Source organism: Actinoplanes campanulatus (assembly GCF_014647795.1).
In the GTDB taxonomy this organism is placed as follows: Bacteria; Actinomycetota; Actinomycetes; order Mycobacteriales; family Micromonosporaceae; genus Actinoplanes; species Actinoplanes campanulatus.
The window spans coordinates 90,086-108,111 of record NZ_BMPW01000018.1 but is presented as its reverse complement, the minus strand read 5'-3'; the positions used below and the strand labels follow the sequence as shown (position 1 = coordinate 108,111).

The following is an 18,026-nucleotide window of genomic DNA, read 5'->3' as shown; positions in this document are numbered from 1 at the left end:
AGGAGACTTCGATGTCCGAGATCCGGGCGCCGCGCGGTACGGCGTACACCGCCATGGGTTGGCCGCAGGAGGCCGCCAAGCGCATGTTGATGAACAACCTGGACCCGGATGTGGCCGAACGGCCACAGGATCTGGTGGTCTACGGAGGCACCGGCCGGGCCGCGCGGGACTGGCCGTCGTTCCACGCGATCGTGCGGGAGCTGGACACGCTGCGCGGCGACGAGACGCTGCTGGTGCAGTCCGGTAAGCCGGTCGGCGTGCTGCGCACCCACGAGTGGGCGCCCCGGGTGCTGATCGCGAACTCGAATCTGGTCGGCGACTGGGCGACCTGGCCGGAGTTCCGGCGCCTGGAGCAGCTGGGCCTGACCATGTACGGGCAGATGACGGCCGGTTCGTGGATCTACATCGGGACGCAGGGCATCCTCCAGGGCACGTACGAGACGTTCGCCGCGGTGGCCGCCAAGCGGTTCGCCGGCGATCTGGCCGGGACGTTGACGCTGACCGGCGGCTGCGGTGGCATGGGCGGCGCACAGCCGCTGGCCGTGACGATGAACGGCGGCGTCTGCCTGATCGTCGACGTGGACCGCACCCGTCTGCAGCGCCGGGTCGACACCCGCTACCTGGACGTCATCGCCGGAAGTCTGGACGAGGCGGTGTCGATCGCGCTCCAGGCGAAGGCCGACCGGAAGGCGCTGTCCGTCGGCGTGGTCGGCAACGCGGCCGAGGTCTTCCCGACGCTGTTGCGCAACGGTGTCGCGATCGACATCGTCACCGACCAGACCAGCGCCCATGACCCGCTCAGCTATCTGCCGCTCGGCGTCGAGCTGGACGACATGGCCGAGTACGCGCGGACGAAGCCGGAGGAGTTCACCGACCGGTCCCGGGAGAGCATGGCCAGGCACGTCGAGGCCATGGTCGGGTTCCAGGACGCGGGGGCCGAGGTGTTCGACTACGGCAACTCGATCCGCGGTGAGGCGAAACTGGCCGGATACGAGCGGGCCTTCGACTTCCCCGGGTTCGTTCCGGCGTACATCCGGCCGCTGTTCGCCGAGGGCAAGGGGCCGTTCCGGTGGGCCGCGCTCTCCGGGGACCCGGCCGACATCGCCGCCACCGACCGCGCCGTGCTGGACCTGTTCCCGGAGAACGAGCCGCTCGCGCGGTGGATCCGGATGGCCGGGGAACGGGTCGCCTTCCAGGGGCTGCCGGCTCGGATCTGCTGGCTGGGGTACGGCGAACGCGACAAGGCCGGGGTGCGCTTCAACGACATGGTCGCGCGTGGAGACGTCAGCGCGCCGATCGTCATCGGGCGGGACCACCTGGACTCCGGGTCGGTGGCGTCGCCGTACCGGGAGACCGAGGCGATGCTCGACGGCTCCGATGCGATCGCCGACTGGCCGCTGCTGAACGCGCTGGTCAACACGGCGTCCGGGGCGAGCTGGGTGTCGATCCACCACGGTGGCGGGGTGGGCATCGGGCGCAGCATCCACGCCGGGCAGGTGTGCGTGGCCGACGGGACGGCGCTGGCCGGGCAGAAGATCGAGCGGGTGCTGACCAACGACCCGGCGATGGGGGTGCTGCGGCACGTCGACGCCGGCTACGAGTCCGGGTGCGCGGACGACGTGCAGATCCCGATGCGGCCATGAGCGAGCTTGCGAGCGAATCATCAGGCTCAGTCTTGAACTCATGTCGGCGCCGGAGCGAAGCGGAGGTGACGACATGAGCGAGTTCGGGAAGGTCTGGGCGGAGATCGCGCCGGTCGGGCGGGCGGCCGGCGGCGGCTATCTGAGGTACGCGCTGACCGCACCCGAGCTGACCCTGCGCGACTGGTTCCGCGGGCAGGCCGCCCAGCGGGACATGACGGTCACCGAGGACGGCAACGGCAACCTGTTCGCGTGGCGGGCCGAGCCGTGGGCGCCGGGGACCGTGCTGACCGGATCGCATTTCGACTCGGTGCCGCACGGTGGCGGCTACGACGGGCCGCTCGGGATCGTGAGCGCCTTCCTCGCCGTCGACGAGCTCCCGCGGGGCCGCAAGGTGGTGGTCGCGGCGTTCGCCGAGGAGGAGGGTGGGCGCTTCGGCGTACCCTGTCTGGGTTCTCGTCTGCTGACCGGCGCGATCGCGCCGGAGAAGGCCGCCGCGCTGCGGGATCGCGACGGGGTCACCTTCGCGGAGGCGCTCGGGTACAGCCCGGCCGGCGCCGATCCGCGGATCCGGAACCTGTCGGCGGCCGTGGAGCTGCACATCGAGCAGGGGCGGGCGCTGACCGTCCCGGTCGGGGTGGCCAGCGCGATCTGGCCGCACGGCCGCTGGCGGATGGACTTCACCGGCGTCGGTGACCATGCCGGCACGACGTTGATGGCCGACCGGCGTGATCCGATGCAGACGTTCGCGTTCACCGTGCTGGTCGCCGACCGGGAGGCCCGGCTGGCCGGCGCGCACGCCACGATGGGCCGGGTGCAGGTCGAGCCGAACGCCACGAACGCCATTCCGTCGCTGGTCCGGGGCTGGCTGGACGCCCGGGCCGCGGACACCGGCACCCTCGATCGGCTGGTCGGGTCGGTGGTGCGGGAGGCGACCGAGCGGGCCAGCCGGGACGGCACCGGGGTGGAGGTGACCGCCGAGTCGGTGACCGGGGAGGTGGCCTTCGACAACGCTCTGGCCGTGCGGTTGAGTGACCTGCTGGGCGGCGCGCCGATCCTGCCGACCGGCGCCGGCCACGACGCCGGGGTGCTGTCCGCGCACGTGCCGACCGCCATGCTGTTCGTCCGCAACCCGACCGGGGTGTCGCACTCCCCCGCCGAGCACGCCTCCGACGCCGACTGCGAGGCGGGCGTCGAAGCGCTGGCCCGGGTGCTGGAGGCCTTGACATGAGCGTCTACCACGCCCGGTACGCCTGGTTGGGTGACCGGGTGGCGGAGGACGTCCGGATCGAGGTGGCGGACGGCCGGTTCACCGCGGTCACCCCGGGCGCCCCGGCCGTGGGCGAGCGTCTGCCCGGCCTGGTGCTACCCGGTCTCGCCAACGCCCACTCGCACGCCTTCCACCGGGTGCTGCGCGGGCGTACGCACACCGGCACGGGCAGCTTCTGGACGTGGCGGGAGCAGATGTACGCGGTCGCCGGCGCCCTCGACCCGGACGGCTATCTGGCGCTGGCGCGGGCCGTCTACGCCGAGATGGCGCTGGCCGGCATCACCTGCGTGGGCGAGTTCCACTACCTGCATCACGCGCCCGGCGGGGTCCGCTACGACGATCCGAACGCGATGGGCGCGGCGCTGCTGCAGGCCGCCGACGAGGCCGGAATCCGGATCACCCTGCTGGACACGCTCTACCTGACGTCGCGGGTGGACGGGGCGCCGCTGGAGGGGGTGCAGGAGCGGTTCGGTGACGGCGACGCGGAACGCTGGGCCGAGCGGGTGGGCGCGCTGACCGCCACGCCGCACGCCCGGATCGGGGCCGCCCTCCATTCGGTACGGGCGGTGCCCGCCGATCAGCTGGCCGTCCTGGCCGGGCGGACACCCTTGCACGTGCACCTCTCCGAGCAGCGGGCCGAGAACGAGCAGTGCCAGGCCGTGCACGGCTGCACGCCGACCGAGCTGCTGGACCGGCACGGCGTCCTGGGACCGGGCACCACGGCGGTGCACGCCACCCACCTGACCGACGGTGACATCAAGCTGCTCGGCGGCAGCGGCGCCGGGGTGTGCCTGTGCCCCACCACCGAACGCGACCTGGCCGACGGCATCGGCCCGGCCCGGCGGCTCGCCGACGCGGGTGTGCCGTTGAGCCTGGGCAGTGATAGCAACGCGGTGATCGACCCGTTCGAGGAGATCCGCGGGCTGGAGATGAACGAGCGGCTGGCCAGCGAGAGCCGCGGCCACTTCCCGGCCGCCGAACTGGTCGCGGTCGCGGCCCGGCACGCGGCCCTGGGCTGGGACGACGCCGGGACGATCGGGCCCGGTCAGCGCGCCGACCTGGTGGCGGTGAGCCTGGACGGTGTCCGGACCGTGGGCGCCCGGCCCGATCAGGCGATCTTCGCGGCCACCGCGGCCGACGTCACCCACGTGATCTCCGGTGGGCGGCGGATCGTCTCCGAGGGCCGGCACACCCTGGTCGACGTGCCCCGCGAGCTGGCGAAGGTGCTCTCATGAGCCTTCTCGTCACCAATATCGGTGAGCTGTTCACCAACGATCCCGGGCTGGGGATCGTGCACGACGTCGCCGTGGTGGTGGAGGACGACCGGATCGCCTGGATCGGGCCGGTGTCGTCCGCTCCGGCCGCCGACTCGGCGCTGGACGCGGACGGCGCCGCCGTGCTGCCCGGCTTCGTGGACAGCCACGCGCACCTGGTCTTCGCGGGTGACCGGGCGGCCGAGTTCGGGGCGCGGATGGCCGGGGCGGCGTACACCGGCGGCGGCATCCGGACCACGGTCGCCGCCACCCGCGCCGCGTCCGACGACGAGCTGCGCCGCAATGCGCGGCGCCTGGTAGGCGAGGCGCTGCGGCAGGGCACCACGACGATCGAGATCAAATCGGGGTACGGCCTGAGCGTCGCCGACGAGCAGCGGTCCCTGCGGGTGGCCGCCGAGATCGCCGAGGAGACCACGTTCCTCGGGGCGCACGTGGTGCCGGCCGAGTACGCGGACCGCCCGGGCGACTATGTGGACCTGGTGTGCGGGGAGATGGTGGAGGCCGTCGCGCCGTACGCGAAATGGGTCGACGTGTTCTGTGAGCGCGGCGCCTTCGACGCCGATCAGGCCCGCGCCGTCCTGCTGGCCGGCGCGAAGCACGGGCTGGGCCTGCGGCTGCACGCCAACCAACTGGGCCCCGGGCCGGGCGTGCGGCTGGCCGTGGAGCTGGGGGCGGCCAGCGCCGACCACTGCACCCACCTGGACGACGCCGACGTGGACGCGCTCGCCTCCTCGGACACGGTGGCCACGCTGCTGCCGGGCGCCGAGTTCTCCACCCGGTCGCCCTATCCGGACGGGCGGCGGCTGCTGGACGCGGGCGTCACCGTCGCGCTGGCCACCGACTGCAATCCCGGGTCGTCGTACACGTCGTCGATGCCGTTCTGCATCGCTCTCGCCGTACGGGAGATGCGGTTGACACCGAGCGAAGCGGTCGCGGCGGCGACCCTGGGTGGCGCGACCGCCCTGCGCCGCACCGACCTGGGCCGGGTCTCGATCGGCGCCCGCGCCGACCTGATCGTCCTGGACGCGCCCTCGCACCTGCACCTGGCCTACCGGCCGGGTGTCCCCCTGATCCGAACCGTTCTGCACCACGGAGTGCCGCAATGATCGTCATAGTTCAGTCCACCGGGGTCTCGGCCGCCGACGTCGTCGCCGTGGCCCGCACCGACGCCCGGGTCGAGATCGCACCCGCCGCCGTCGAGGCGATGGCCGCGAGCCGGGCCATCGTCGACGGCATCGAGGCGTCCGGGCGGCCCGTCTACGGCGTGTCGACCGGTTTCGGCGCGCTCGCCAGCACGTCGATCGCCCCGTCCCGGCGGGCCGAGCTCCAGCACGCGCTGATCCGTTCGCACGCCGCCGGGATCGGCGCGCCGATGCCCCGGGAGGTGGTGCGGGCCATGATGCTGCTGCGGGTCCGGTCGCTGGCGCTGGGCCGTTCCGGGGTGCGGCCGGTGCTCGCGCAGGGCCTCGTGGACCTGCTCAACCACGACATCACGCCGTGGGTGCCGGAGCACGGCTCACTCGGCGCCTCCGGTGACCTGGCGCCGCTCGCGCACTGCGCGCTGGTGCTGCTCGGCGAGGGCTGGGTGGTCGGCAAGGACGGCTCCCGGATCGCCGGGGCGGAGGCGCTGCGCGCCGCCGGGCTGCGGCCGCTCGACCTGGCCGCGAAGGAGGGCCTCGCGCTGATCAACGGCACCGACGGCATGCTCGGCATGCTGCTGCTGGCGATCACCGACGCCCGGCACCTGTTCACCATGGCCGACGTGACGGCGGCGCTCGCCATCGAGGCGATGCTCGGCTCGGAACGGCCGTTCCTGCCGGAGTTGCACGAGATTCGGCCGCATCCGGGGCAGGCCGCGTCGGCCGCGAACATCCACCGGCTGCTCCAGGGCTCGGCGATCATGGACTCGCACCGCGACGACCTGGCGCACGCCGTACAGGACGCCTACTCGATACGGTGCGCGCCGCAGGTGGCCGGCGCGGCCCGGGACACCCTCGACTTCGCGCTTCTGATCAGCTCCCGCGAGCTGGTGTCGGTGGTGGACAACCCGGTGATGCTGCCGGACGGGCGGGTCGAATCGACCGGCAACTTCCACGGGGCGCCCCTCGGGTTCGCCGCCGACTTCCTGGCCATCGCGGCCGCCGAGGTGGGCTCGATCGCCGAACGCCGGGTGGACCGGCTGCTCGACGTGACCCGCTCCCGCGACCTGCCGCCGTTCCTGTCGCCGGACGCGGGCGTCAACTCGGGCCTGATGATCGCCCAGTACACGGCGGCCGGGATCGTCGCCGAGAACCGCCGGCTCGCGTCGCCGGCCTCGGTGGACTCGCTGCCGACCAGCGGCATGCAGGAGGACCACGTGTCGATGGGCTGGGCGGCGGCCAAGAAGCTGCGCACCGTCCTGGACAACCTGACCAGTCTGCTCGCCGTGGAACTGCTCTCCGCCGTCCGTGGCCTGCAACTGCGCGCCCCGCTCACCGCCTCCCCGGCCGGACGGGCCGCGCTGGCCGCCGTCGAGCCGTTCGCCGGCACGCCCGGCCCGGACGTGTTCCTGGCCCCGGTCCTGGAACAGGCCCGCGCCGTGGTCGCCGGCCCGGCCCTGCGCGCCGCCATCGAGACGACCGTCGGCCCGCTCAGCTGACCTCCCAGAGGGCACTCACCGGGACCGCGCGCATCCGATCACCGAACGGCAGCGTGCTGGTCCCGGTGTAGAGGACGATCCCGGCGATCAGGTCGTCACCGAGCCGGCCGGCGATCTTGCGCAACCCGGTGAAGTCGTCGGAGCGAACCGTGGACGCGGCTTTGACCTCGATGGCGACCACCTGCCGCTGCCGGTTCACAACGCCCACCTTACGCACCTCAACTTTCGCTTCGCGAGCCTGAGCCTTTCGATTTGCGGAACTTTGCTCCTTCGATTCGCGAGGAGCGGCCTTTCGTTTCGCGACGAAATGATCGGTCGCCTGTCGCTGATGAGGGCCGCGGATACGGCAGGATCGGGGAGTGATCCATCGTCATTCGGGGCTGGTCTTCGCCGAGCACACGCTGGCCGTACCCCTGATTCATGGGGACCCGGACGGACCGCGCATCGAGATCTTCGCGCGGGAGGCGCGGGAAGCCGATCCGGCGGCCGAAGGCCGGCCGTTCCTGCTCTTTCTCCAGGGTGGCCCGGGACACCGGGCGCCCCGGGAGCTGCCGGTGTGGCTGCGCCGGGCGGCCCGCGACTACCGGGTGGTGCTGCTCGACCAGCGCGGCACCGGGCGCAGCACGCCGCTCACCCGGCAGACGCTGGCGCGGATCGACGACCCGGCCGCCCATCTCGCCCGGTTCCGGGCGGACGCCATCGTGGCCGACGCCGAACTGCTCCGGCGGCATCTGACCGGCGACCGGCCGTGGAGTGTGCTGGGGCAGAGCTTCGGCGGGTTCTGTGCGGTCACCTACCTGAGTTTCGCGCCGGAAGGGCTGCGCGAGGTGGTCATCACGGGTGGGCTGCCGGGGCTGACCGCGACCGCGGACGACGTGTACCGGGCCGCCTACCCGCGGGTGCTGGCGCAGAACGAACGGTACTTCGCCCGCTATCCGGAGGACGAGGCGATCGCCCGCCGGGTGGTGGACGCGCTGCGGGAGCAGGACGCGCGGCTGCCGGGCGGGGACCGGCTCACCCCGCACCGGTTCCAGACGCTCGGCATCGGTCTGGGGTCGGCGGCCCGTTTCGACCGGTTGCACCACCTGCTGGAGGAGGCGTTCGCCGGGCCCGAGCTGTCCGAGGTGTTCCTGCGCCGGGTCGACGCCGTGGTCTCCTTCGCCGAGGACCCGCTCTACGCCGTGCTGCACGAGGCGATCTACGGGCAAGGCGCGGCGACCGGGTGGGCGGCGCAGCGGGTGCGGGCCGAGTTCGGTGCGTTCGACCTGGACCGGGACGGGCCGGTACGGTTCACCGGGGAGATGATCTTTCCCTGGCACTTCACCGAGGATCCGGCCCTGGCGCCGCTCGCCGGCGCCGCGGACCGGATCGCCGGGAAGGCCGACTGGCCGGCCCTCTACGACCCGGCGCGGCTGGCCTCCAACGAGGTTCCGGTGGCGGCCGCGATCTACCACGACGACATGTACGTGGACCGGGACATGTCGCTGGCCACCGCGGCCGCGATCGGGAACCTGCGACCGTGGATCAGCAACGAGTACGCCCACGACGGTCTGGGCCGGGAGGAACGCGTCCTGGACCGGCTCCTGACCATGGTCCGCGAATAGCTAGCGGGGCAGTTCCTTGGCGATCACCTTGGCCAGCTCGCGGAAGGCCTTCCCACGGTGGCTGATGGCGTCCTTCTCGCCCGCGCTGAGCTCGGCGTTGGTCCGGTCCTGGCCGTCGCCCACGAAGATCGGATCGTAGCCGAAACCGCCGTCGCCGCGGCCGGACCGCAGCAGCCGGCCGGTCTGGCGGCCCTCGACCAGGTGCTCGCGCCCGTTCGGCAGGACCAGGGCGGCCGCGCACACGAACGCGGCGCCCCGGTGCTCGTCCGGCAGGTCACTGACCTGGGCCAGCACCAGGTCCAGGTTGGCCTGGTCGTCGCCGTGCCCGCCGGACCAGCGGGCGCTGAACACGCCGGGCATGCCGTTGAGCGCGGTCACCGCCAGGCCGGAGTCGTCGGCGACGGTCGCCAGGCCGGTGCGCTTCGCGCCCTCCCGGGCCTTGATCAGCGCGTTCTCCCCGAACGTCAGGCCGGTCTCCGGCACGTCCGGGTAGTTCGGGAAGTCGCCGAGGCCGACCAGCTCGATCTGTGCCACGCCGAGCGCCGCGTCGAGGATGCGCTGCAACTCGACGAGCTTCTTCTTGTTTGCGGTGGCCAGCAACAGCCGGGCGCTCACGCCGTCACCTCCGCTTCGCTCCGGCGCCGGCATGAGTTCAAGACTGAGCCGAATGATTCGCTCGCAAGCTCGCTCATGAGGCCAGTGCCTTCGCCTGCGCGGCGGCCAGGTCGGCGCACCCGAGCACGCCGAGGTCGAGCATCGCGTCCAACTGGGCCCTGCGGAACACGCCGTTCTCCCCCGTCCCCTGCACCTCGACGAAGTCGCCCGCGCCGGTGCAGACCACATTCATGTCGACCTCGGCGGTCACGTCCTCGTCGTACATCAGATCGAGCCGGGCCTCGCCGTCGATGATGCCGACGCTGACCGCCTGGATGGAGGTGTGCAGCACCTTCTCGATCTTCCCGGCCAGACTCTTGCGCTCGGCCAGCCAGGTGACGGCGTCGTGCAACGCCACATAGGCCCCGGTGATCGCCGCGGTGCGGGTGCCGCCGTCGGCCTGGAGCACGTCGCAGTCGAGAACGATCGAGTTCTCCCCCAGCGCCTTCAGGTCGATGCAGGCGCGCAGGCTGCGGCCGATCAGTCGGGAGATCTCCTGGGTGCGCCCGCCCACCTTGCCCTTGACGCTCTCCCGGTCGCCGCGGGTGTTCGTGGCCCGGGGCAACATCGCGTACTCCGCGGTCACCCAGCCGAGCCCGGAGCCCTTGCGCCAGCGCGGCACCCCCTCGGTGACGCTCGCGGTGCACAGCACCCGGGTGTTGCCGAACTCCACCAGCACCGAACCTTCGGGGTGGATGCTCCATCGCCGGGACAGGGTCACCGGCCGCAGCTGGTCGGCCGCTCGGCCGTCGGGTCGCGCCATGCCCCCAACCCTATGCGTAGCGGGCCGCACCGGCTTCGTCCGCCCCGGCCTCCCGAACGGGTGTGGTGCGCCGCGGCGACGGGAGGTACGGCCGGGCGGGCACCGCGGGCCTGATCAGCGCGGGCGCGGGCGCCGGCGCGGGCACCGCCTCGTGCGCCTGGAGGAAGCCGGCGACCGCCTTCGGCCAGCCGTACTGTTCGGCCTGCTCACGGGCGGCTCCCCGGCGCTCCACCCGGGGTCGTTCCATAAGCCGGCTGACCGCGTCGGCAAACGCCTCCGCGGTGCCGGCCGCCGCGATCCCGCCGCCGCCGACCACCTCGGGAAGGGCGCTCTGCTCGTTCACCACCACCGGCGTGCCGCAGGCCATCGCCTCCAGCGCCGCCAGTCCGAACGTCTCCACCGGACCGGGTGAGAGCGCCACGTCGGCGCTGGCCAGCAGCGCGGCCACGGCCGAGCGGTCGGAGATGTGCCCGGCGAAGCGGACCGGCAGCCGGGCCGCCCGGTACGCCAGGGCGGTCCGCCGGGTCCCGTCGCCGGCCATCACCAGGACCGCCGGCACCTTGCCGTTGCGCAGCGAGGCCACCGTGTCGACGGCCAGCTCGGGCCGTTTCGCAGCGGACAGCCGACTGCAGTAGACCATCAGCAGCTCGTCCGGCCGGGCGTAGCGGGACCGCACCGCGACGTCCATCCGGCTCGGGTGGAACAGTTTGAGGTCGACCCCGAGCGGCACCTCCACCAGGTTCGGCACGTCCAGCCGGCGGAACTCGGCGGCGGCGAACGAGGTGGTGCAGACGATCGTGTCGAACGCCTCTGCGGTGCGCCGGTTGAACCGGTCGGCGAGGGCGTCCCGTTTCGGCATGCCCCAGACGCCGAGCAGGCCGGCCAGGCTCTCGTGGGACACCATCATCGACCGGACACCGCGCTGCCGGGCCCAGTTGCCGGTCCAGCGCAGGGTGGTGCGGTCGGAGACCTCGATCCGGTCCGGCTCCAGGCTGTCCAGCAGTTTGACCAGCTCACGGCGGCCGGCCAGGACCCGGTAGCCGCCGGTGCGGGGCAGCGGGGCGCTGGGCAGCGTGATGACACGGCCCTGCTTGGTCATCTTGTCGGAGTAGCGGCGGCCGGGGATGACGAGGACCGCCTCGTGACCGGCGGCCTGGTAGCCGCGGCCGAGCTGGCGCAGTGCCGTACGCAGGCCACCGGTGTGAACCGTGACGAAGTTGGCCAGGCGAACGATACGCATGCAACAACTCCAAGGTCACGTACTACCCGGTCTACCCCCCGTCCGGCCTAGAGATCGTATCTGGCACCGGGGCGGACGACTTCGACCGGCCCCGCATAGGCGGCGGTGGCCGCTTCCACAATAGATGCCTCACTCGCCCACGCCGGGACGAGATGGGTCAACAGCAGCTTTCCGACATCCGCCTTGGTGGCCGCCTCGCCCGCCTCTCCACCGGTCAGGTGCAGGTCGGGCGGATTGACCACACCGTCCTGATAGCTGGCCTCGCAGAGGAACAGGTCGGCGCCGGCGGCCAGGCGCAGCAGCGCCTCGCAGGGTGCGGTGTCCGCCGAGTAGGTCAGCACCCGGCCGTTGTGTTCGACGCGTACGCCGTACGTCTCGATGGGGTGATTGACCCGATCGACGGTGATCGTCAGCGGCCCGATCGGGAACGTCCCCGGCTGGAGGCCGTAGAAGGTGTAGACGTCGTCGACCGGCTCACCCTCGGTGCTGTAGGCGGCGGCGATCCGCTCGGCCGCGCCCATCGGGGCGTAGACCGGCACGGCCGGCAGCGGCCCGGCCGGGTCGTAGCGGCGGACCACCACATAGGTGCACGCGTCGAGCATGTGATCGCAGTGCAGATGGGTGAGAAGGATGGCGTCGACGCGCCGCATGTCCGAGTATCGCTGGAGGGCGGAGAGCGCCCCGGAACCGAAGTCGATCAGAAGCCGGAACCCGTCGGCCTCCACGAGATAGGCCGAACACGCCGACTCGGGGCCGGGAAAACTGCCGGCACAACCGAGAACGGTTAGTCGCATCCGGGTCCCTCTGACTCACACTGGGTCGGCTCCGGAATCGCCGTCCACGCCCCCACCGACCAGTCAATCACGGTGCGAAGCGTACGCCCCGACCAGTGTCTCGCGTTAACAACTGATCGATTTGTCGCTAAATCGACAACGCACGTCAGAGCACCTTCGACCAGCTAATCACCTTTGCACCGTCACGTCCGGTGATCTATCCGCGTTGCTCTGGGTGAACGCCGGAGAAGGTCGTCGGACGGAGGCGGCATGACCGCTCTGAAACAGGCCCATACCACCCGCGTCGTGGTGCCGCCGCAACGGTTCCCGGAGGAACCGGCGGTCTTCCGCTTCCCCACCCCGGATGATCCACCGCCCGGCGCCGCCCGGGTGCTCGCGATCGCCCTCTACGGGACCGTGCTCGGGGTCTGCGGGGTCGGCGTCGGCTTCTACGCCGTGATCGCCGTCTTCGGTGGGGCGCCGGCCTGGTATCTGCCCGCCCTGGCCGCACTCACCATGCTGAGCGTGGCGCCGGTGGTGGGCGCCTTCCTCTCCATCCACCGGCGCATCCTGCCCTGGTTCCTGCTGCTGGCCGCCGCCCCGCCGATGGCGGCCGACGTGATGGTGGCGTTGGCCTACTGAGGGCTCACGCCCACAGTTGACCCTCGAGAGCCTCCTCGGCCTCGTTCAGCGTGCCGCCGTACGCCCCGGTCGAGAGGTACTTCCAGCCGGCGTCGGGCACCACGAAGGCGACGTCGGCCCGGTTGCCGGCGCGAACCGCCTCGTGCGCCACGGCCAGCGCCGCGTGCAGCACCGCGCCGGTGGAGAAGCCGGCGAAGATGCCCTCCACCTCGATCAACTGCCGGGTACGCAGGACCGCGTCCCGGGTGCCGACCGAGAAGCGCCGGGTCAGCACCGAGGCATCGTACAGCTCGGGGACGTAGCCCTCGTCGATGTTGCGCAGGCCGTAGACGAGTTCGCCGTACCGTGGCTCGGCGGCGATGATCTGGATGCCCTCGATCTTCTCCCGGAGGAACCGGCCGGTGCCCATCAGCGTGCCGGTGGTGCCCAGCCCGGCCACGAAGTGCGTGATCGTGGGCAGGTCGTGCAGCAGCTCGGGACCGGTGGTCTCGTAGTGGGCGCGGGCGTTCGCCGGGTTGCCGTACTGGAACAGCATCTTCCAGTCCGGGTGCTCGGCGGCGATCTGCTTGGCGGTCGCCACGGCCTGGTTGGAGCCCCCGGCGGCCGGCGAGAAGATGATCTCCGCGCCGTACATTCGCAGCAGCTGGGTCCGCTCGGCCGACACGTTCTCCGGCATCACGCAGACCAGCCGGTAGCCCCGCAGCTTGGCCACCATGGCCAGGGCGATCCCGGTGTTGCCGCTGGTCGGCTCCAGGATGGTGTCGCCCGGGCGCAGATGCCCGGACTCCTCGGCCTCCCGGACCATGAACAGGGCGGCGCGATCCTTGATGCTGCCGGTCGGGTTGCGGTCCTCCAGCTTGGCCCAGAGCCGCACCGGCGGCGCCCCTTCGGGCACCGCCGGTGAGAGGCGGGGCAGGCCGACGAGCGGCGTGCCCCCGCACGCGTCCAGCAGGCTCTCGTAACGAGCCATCAGTCGGGCTCCGTTACTTGCCCATGAGGGCGGCAGCGGCGGCAAAGCCGAGCGCGCCACCGGCCACGGCCGGGAGGATGGTGATCGAGTCGCCGTCCTTGAGCTTGGCGTCGAGCGCGCCGAGGAAGCGGACGTCCTCGTCGTTGACGTAGATGTTGACGAACCGGTGCAGGCCACCCTCGGCGGTGATCAGCCGGCCCTTGAGGCCGTTGTGCTTGGCGTCGAGGTCGTCGATGAGCTCGATGAGGGTGTCACCGGCGCCCTCGACGATCTTGGCACCGCCGGTGTAGCTGCGCAGGATGGTGGGGACGCGAACTTCGATAGCCATGGCTGGAATCTCCTAGAGAAGTCGAACGTGACGGGCTTTTACCTGGTCGCTTTACCGGCAGCGACACTCGTAGAAGACCGACGCCGGGCTCTGCCCGAACATGTACGACTGCACAGCTGTGGAAATCACGCCTTCACCGTCGCATCCACGATGTTGACCTCTTCCTCGGTCACCACACCGTCCACGATACGGAACGACCGGATCTCCTCGGAGTCCGGCTCGCGGGTGGAGACCAGGAGATAATGCGCGTTCGGCTCGCCGGCGAACGAGATGTCGGTCCGGGAGGGATATGCCTCGGTCGCGGTGTGCGAGTGGTAGATGACCACCGGCTCCTCGTCGAGGTCGTCCATCTCGCGCCACACCCGCAGGTGCTCCATCGAGTCGAACTCGTAGAACGTCATCGAACGCGCGGCATTGTCCATCGGGATGTGCCGGCGGGGCACGTCACTGCCGATCGCTCCGGCCACGACGCCACAGGCCTCGTCGGGGTGGTCCCGGCGGGAATGGGCGACGATCGCGTCGATGATCGCTCGGTCGATGGTCAGCACGCCGTTCACATTACCGTGAGATTTCCCGGGCCCCACCGTGGCGGTTCACACACCTACCGGATCTCGGGAAGCGCGTTGAGCAGCGACTCCTGGAGATAGCCGAGATAGGCGTAGACCGACAGCTGGAACACCCGGCTCGAACCCGGATCCTCCAGGACCGCGTTGTCCAGCTCCTCGCCCAGGTCGGTGTCGGCCTGGATCTCCAGCCGGGTGCCCATGGCCAGCCGGGCGTCGTTGATCGCCCGCAGCCAGGCCTCGGCCGCCTCGCCGTCCAGCCGGACCTCGCCCTCACCCTCGTCGGGCAGGGCCGCGAGGATCGCGCCGGCCTGGTCGATCTTGCTGGTCTTGAGATCGCCCTCGGTGTAGAGGCGGAACTCCTGCGAGTCCTCCGGGCGCTCGGGATAGATGTCCGGGAAGAGGCGGGACACCACCGGATCGGTGTGATCCATCCCGTCGGTCAGCAGGCCGACCACCTCAGCGGCCACCTTCCGCAGGACCCGCACCTCATCGTGCGCGAACGTGGCGACACACTGGCCACCGCTGCGTCGGAACATCTTCTTCCCCACCCGCTTGTCGGGACCGCCGGACGGTCAACTCCGGTCGACCGTGGCCCAGAGACCGTATCCGTGCAGTTGGTTGGCGTCCATCTCCATGCGCTCACGCGCACCTGTCGAGACCACCGCCTTGCCCTTCGTGTGCACGTCCATCATCAGTCTCTCGGCCTTCTCCTTGCTGTATCCGAAGAGCTTCTGGAAGACCCAGGTCACATATGACATGAGGTTGACCGGGTCGTCCCAGACGATGGTCACCCACGGCCGGTCCCCGGCCGGTACTTCCTCGATCTCCGGCGTCTCGACGGGAACAACCTGAGGCAACGCCATGCCCCCATGTTGCCACCGGATTCGGCCAACCGGTGAACCGGAGCATCGAACCGCTGGTCAACAGCCGCGTCGAGCCCCACGGGCGACGCTGCGGCGGCGAGCGCAATAGGGTGTTGCCCGTGGAGACCATCGCGCCGGCCCTGATGACCGATCAGTACGAGCTGACCATGGTCAGCGCCGCACTTCGGGACGGCACCGCCGACCGCCACTGCGTCTTCGAGGTGTTCGCCCGGCGGCTGCCCACCGGACGGCGCTATGGCGTGGTGGCGGGCACCGGCCGCCTGGTCGAGATGATCCGCGACTTCCGCTTCACCCCGGGCGAGGTCGAGTTCCTGCGCTCGGCCGGGATCGTCGACGAGACCTGCGCCAAATGGCTCTCGGAATACCGCTTCACCGGCGAGATCGAGGGGTACGCGGAAGGCGAGCTGTTCTTCCCCGGCTCACCGATCCTGACCGTTTCCGGCACCTTCGCCGAATGCGTGGTGCTGGAGACGCTCATCCTCTCCGTGCTCAACCACGACAGCGCCATCGCGGCCGCCGCCGCCCGGATGGTCACCGCGGCCCGCGGGCGCCCGATCATCGAGATGGGGTCCCGGCGCACCCATGAGCAGGCCGCGGTCGCCGCTGCCCGGGCCGCCTACCTGGCCGGGTTCGCGTCCACGTCCAACCTCGCGGCGGGCCGGGCGTACGGCATCCCCACCACCGGCACGTCGGCGCACGCGTTCACCCTCCTGCACGACGACGAGCCGGCCGCGTTCGGGTCGCAGGTGGCCGCCCTGGGCAAGAACACGACGTTGCTGGTCGACACGTACGACATCAGCCAGGGCATCCGGAACGCCATCGCGATCGCCGGGCCGGACCTGCGGGCCATCCGCATCGACTCGGGCGACCTGTCCGTTCTGGCCCAGCAGTCCCGGGAGCTGCTGGACTCGCTCGGCGCCACCGAAACCAAGATCATCGTCTCCGGCGACATGGACGAGTACTCGATCGCCACGCTCGCCGCCGAGCCCGTCGACATGTACGGCGCCGGCACCGCCGTGGTCACCGGCTCCGGCGCGCCCACCGCCGGCCTGGTCTACAAACTGGTCGAGGTGGAGGGCCGCCCGGTGGTCAAGCGCTCGGAGAACAAGGCGACCGTCGGCGGCCGCAAGACCGCGATCCGGCGGCACAAGCCCACCGGCACCGCCACCGAGGAGATCATCTTCTCCCAGGGCGTGCCCGACCATCAGACCAACGACCGGTTGCTCCAGCTCACCTGGATCGCCGACGGCGAGGTGCTCCACACGCCGAGCCTCCAGGAGTCCCGGGAACACCTGCGGCAGAATCTGATCTCAATCCCGTGGGAGGGCCTCAAGCTCTCCGCGGGTGACCCCGCGATCCCCGTCGTCATCGTTCCCACCGCCTAGGGGGCACCATGTCACGCGCATTGATCATCGTGGACGTGCAGAACGACTTCTGCGAGGGCGGCTCGCTCCCGGTCACCGGGGGCGCCGCGGTCGCCAAGGGCATCTCGCTGGTGCTCGACCGGGCCGGCGACCGCTGGGAGCACGTGGTCGCCACCAAGGACTACCACGTCGACCCGGGGGCGCACTTCAGCGAGCACCCCGACTACATGGACACCTGGCCGGCGCACTGCGTGGTCGGCACCACCGGGTCCGAGTTCCACCCCGAGCTGGTCACCGACCGGATCGAGGCGATCTTCCACAAGGGCGCCCACCAGGCGGCCTACTCCGGCTTCGAGGGGAAGACCGAGGACGGCGAAACCCTCGCCGGCTGGCTGCGGGGCCGGGGAGTCACCGAGGTCGAGGTCGTGGGCATCGCGACAGACCATTGCGTACGCGCGACCGCGCTGGACGCCGCAGCGGAGGGCTTCACCACCACCGTGCTGCTGGAACTCACCGCCGGCGTGGCCCGCGGCACCACCGACGCCGCCCTGGAACAGTTCCGTGCCGCCTCGATCGCCATGACCGGCAAGCCCGTCGTTGACGCCTGAGATCCGGCCGTTCACCGGGGCCGACTGGCCCGCGGTGTGGCCCGTCGTCCGGGATGTGATCCAGGCCCAGGAGACGTTCCCCTACGACCCGGCCATGAGCGAGACGGTCGCCCGTGACATCTGGGTGGAGCGGCCGCCGGGCCTGACCGTCGTGGCCATGCTCGACGGCCGGGTCGTGGGCACCGCCAAGATGGGCGCCAACCGCCCCGGCCCGGGATCGCACGTGGCCACCGCCAGCTTCATGGTCGCGGCCGCCGCCCGTGGCCGCGGGGCCGGGACGGCGCTGTGCCGCTACGCCCTCGGCTGGGCTCGCCGGCAGGGGTTCGCGAGCATGCAGTTCAACGCCGTGGTCGAGACCAACACGGCCGCCGTCTCCCTGTACCAGCGGGAGGGCTTCCGGATCATCGGCACCGTCCCCCGGTCCTTCCGGCACCCGGCCCACGGCCCAGTCGGCCTGCACGTCATGTACCACGAATTCGACCGCGCCTGACGCGACACCGCTTTCCGGACCTCCGGCCCCTACGCCGCCGTCAGCCCGCCGCTCCGGATCCTCTTCGGCGGCCCACACCGGCCACTGCCACTCCCCACCCGCGCAGAGGTCGCCCCGCCAGCCGCCGATCTTGTCCGGCTGGCCCTCAGCACCCCCCAAACAGCACCCACAACCGGCCCACCGATCCGGCTGGCTGTCAGTGCTGTTCGAACGCTTCGAGACAGCGCTCACGGCCAGCCGGACAAGATCAGCCGTAACGCGCGGCCACCCCGAGGGACAAGGCCGTGGGCTGGAACCGGCACGGAGGGAGAGGTGCGT

18 protein-coding genes and 2 pseudogenes are annotated in these 18,026 nt (G+C 71.3%); 10 read left to right on the top strand and 10 right to left on the bottom strand.

What is annotated here, in order from left to right:
- The first annotated feature begins 11 nt into the window (after positions 1 to 11).
- The 5 genes from hutU (at position 12) to hutH (ending at position 6,822) form a co-directional block, all read left to right on the top strand.
- On the top strand, positions 12 to 1,643 hold the full coding sequence (hutU, locus tag IEZ13_RS30925) for a urocanate hydratase (protein ID WP_183224883.1): 1,632 nt from the start codon (positions 12 to 14) through the stop codon (positions 1,641 to 1,643).
- A 73-nt stretch (positions 1,644 to 1,716) separates the two neighbouring features.
- Positions 1,717 to 2,871: an allantoate amidohydrolase gene (locus tag IEZ13_RS30920; RefSeq protein WP_183224884.1), complete on the top strand. Its 1,155-nt coding sequence runs from the start codon at positions 1,717 to 1,719 to the stop codon at positions 2,869 to 2,871.
- Positions 2,868 to 4,145 (top strand): formimidoylglutamate deiminase, encoded by a 1,278-nt coding sequence (locus IEZ13_RS30915; RefSeq protein ID WP_183224885.1) that lies wholly within the window; start codon positions 2,868 to 2,870, stop codon positions 4,143 to 4,145. The genes IEZ13_RS30920 and IEZ13_RS30915 overlap by 4 nt, the downstream gene beginning before the upstream one ends.
- On the top strand, positions 4,142 to 5,290 hold the full coding sequence (hutI, locus tag IEZ13_RS30910) for an imidazolonepropionase (protein ID WP_183224886.1): 1,149 nt from the start codon (positions 4,142 to 4,144) through the stop codon (positions 5,288 to 5,290). The genes IEZ13_RS30915 and hutI overlap by 4 nt, the downstream gene beginning before the upstream one ends.
- Positions 5,287 to 6,822, top strand: coding sequence for a histidine ammonia-lyase (gene hutH / locus IEZ13_RS30905; protein WP_183224887.1), 1,536 nt, complete (start codon positions 5,287 to 5,289; stop codon positions 6,820 to 6,822). Before hutI ends, hutH begins: the two co-directional genes overlap by 4 nt.
- On the opposite strand, the pseudogene IEZ13_RS30900 reads toward hutH, so the two are convergent.
- Positions 6,815 to 7,018, bottom strand: a pseudogene (locus tag IEZ13_RS30900) (hypothetical protein); the annotation flags it as partial. The gene hutH and the pseudogene IEZ13_RS30900 overlap by 8 nt on opposite strands.
- 163 nt (positions 7,019 to 7,181) lie before the next feature.
- Between IEZ13_RS30900 and IEZ13_RS30895 the strand changes: the two are divergent.
- Positions 7,182 to 8,426, top strand: a complete 1,245-nt coding sequence (locus IEZ13_RS30895) for an alpha/beta fold hydrolase (RefSeq protein ID WP_183224888.1) — start codon at positions 7,182 to 7,184, stop codon at positions 8,424 to 8,426.
- On the opposite strand, the gene rdgB is transcribed toward IEZ13_RS30895, so the two are convergent.
- Genes rdgB through IEZ13_RS30875 form a run of 4 tightly spaced genes read right to left on the bottom strand, consistent with a single transcriptional unit; the run spans position 8,427 to position 11,877 of the window.
- A complete protein-coding gene (gene rdgB / locus IEZ13_RS30890; RefSeq protein ID WP_183224889.1) occupies positions 8,427 to 9,074 on the bottom strand; it encodes an RdgB/HAM1 family non-canonical purine NTP pyrophosphatase in 648 nt (215 codons plus the stop codon).
- 40 nt (positions 9,075 to 9,114) lie between these two features.
- Positions 9,115 to 9,843 (bottom strand): ribonuclease PH, encoded by a 729-nt coding sequence (rph, locus tag IEZ13_RS30885; protein ID WP_183224890.1) that lies wholly within the window; start codon positions 9,841 to 9,843, stop codon positions 9,115 to 9,117.
- A 10-nt stretch (positions 9,844 to 9,853) separates the two neighbouring features.
- A complete protein-coding gene (locus IEZ13_RS30880) occupies positions 9,854 to 11,083 on the bottom strand; it encodes a glycosyltransferase (RefSeq protein ID WP_183224891.1) in 1,230 nt (409 codons plus the stop codon).
- A 47-nt stretch (positions 11,084 to 11,130) separates the two neighbouring features.
- Positions 11,131 to 11,877, bottom strand: coding sequence for an MBL fold metallo-hydrolase (locus tag IEZ13_RS30875; protein WP_183224892.1), 747 nt, complete (start codon positions 11,875 to 11,877; stop codon positions 11,131 to 11,133).
- Positions 11,878 to 12,126: 249 nt separating this feature from the next.
- Between IEZ13_RS30875 and IEZ13_RS30870 the strand changes: the two genes are divergently transcribed.
- Positions 12,127 to 12,498, top strand: a complete 372-nt coding sequence (locus tag IEZ13_RS30870) for a hypothetical protein (protein ID WP_183224893.1) — start codon at positions 12,127 to 12,129, stop codon at positions 12,496 to 12,498.
- A gap of 4 nt (positions 12,499 to 12,502) precedes the next feature.
- Here the strand turns inward: IEZ13_RS30870 and IEZ13_RS30865 are convergent, their stop codons facing one another.
- The 5 genes and pseudogenes from IEZ13_RS30865 to clpS form a co-directional block, all read right to left on the bottom strand.
- Positions 12,503 to 13,468, bottom strand: a complete 966-nt coding sequence (locus IEZ13_RS30865; RefSeq protein ID WP_183224894.1) for a PLP-dependent cysteine synthase family protein — start codon at positions 13,466 to 13,468, stop codon at positions 12,503 to 12,505.
- A gap of 13 nt (positions 13,469 to 13,481) precedes the next feature.
- Complete coding sequence (locus IEZ13_RS30860) at positions 13,482 to 13,796, bottom strand: MoaD family protein (RefSeq protein ID WP_183224895.1); 315 nt, start codon at positions 13,794 to 13,796, stop codon at positions 13,482 to 13,484.
- Between the two features lie 51 nt (positions 13,797 to 13,847).
- A pseudogene (locus tag IEZ13_RS30855) lies at positions 13,848 to 14,344 on the bottom strand (M67 family metallopeptidase).
- 53 nt (positions 14,345 to 14,397) lie between these two features.
- A complete protein-coding gene (locus IEZ13_RS30850; RefSeq protein ID WP_183224897.1) occupies positions 14,398 to 14,898 on the bottom strand; it encodes a DUF2017 domain-containing protein in 501 nt (166 codons plus the stop codon).
- A 36-nt stretch (positions 14,899 to 14,934) separates the two neighbouring features.
- Entirely contained in the window at positions 14,935 to 15,225 is a 291-nt protein-coding gene (gene clpS, locus IEZ13_RS30845) for an ATP-dependent Clp protease adapter ClpS (RefSeq protein WP_183224898.1), read from the bottom strand.
- A 119-nt stretch (positions 15,226 to 15,344) separates the two neighbouring features.
- On the opposite strand from clpS, the gene IEZ13_RS30840 reads away from it, so the two are divergent.
- Genes IEZ13_RS30840 through IEZ13_RS30830 form a run of 3 tightly spaced genes read left to right on the top strand, consistent with a single transcriptional unit; the run spans position 15,345 to position 17,708 of the window.
- On the top strand, positions 15,345 to 16,631 hold the full coding sequence (locus IEZ13_RS30840) for a nicotinate phosphoribosyltransferase (protein WP_183224899.1): 1,287 nt from the start codon (positions 15,345 to 15,347) through the stop codon (positions 16,629 to 16,631).
- Positions 16,632 to 16,639: 8 nt separating this feature from the next.
- On the top strand, positions 16,640 to 17,218 hold the full coding sequence (locus tag IEZ13_RS30835; RefSeq protein ID WP_183224900.1) for a nicotinamidase: 579 nt from the start codon (positions 16,640 to 16,642) through the stop codon (positions 17,216 to 17,218).
- Positions 17,208 to 17,708, top strand: a complete 501-nt coding sequence (locus IEZ13_RS30830; protein WP_183224901.1) for a GNAT family N-acetyltransferase — start codon at positions 17,208 to 17,210, stop codon at positions 17,706 to 17,708. Before IEZ13_RS30835 ends, IEZ13_RS30830 begins: the two co-directional genes overlap by 11 nt.
- Positions 17,709 to 18,026: the final 318 nt, after the last annotated feature.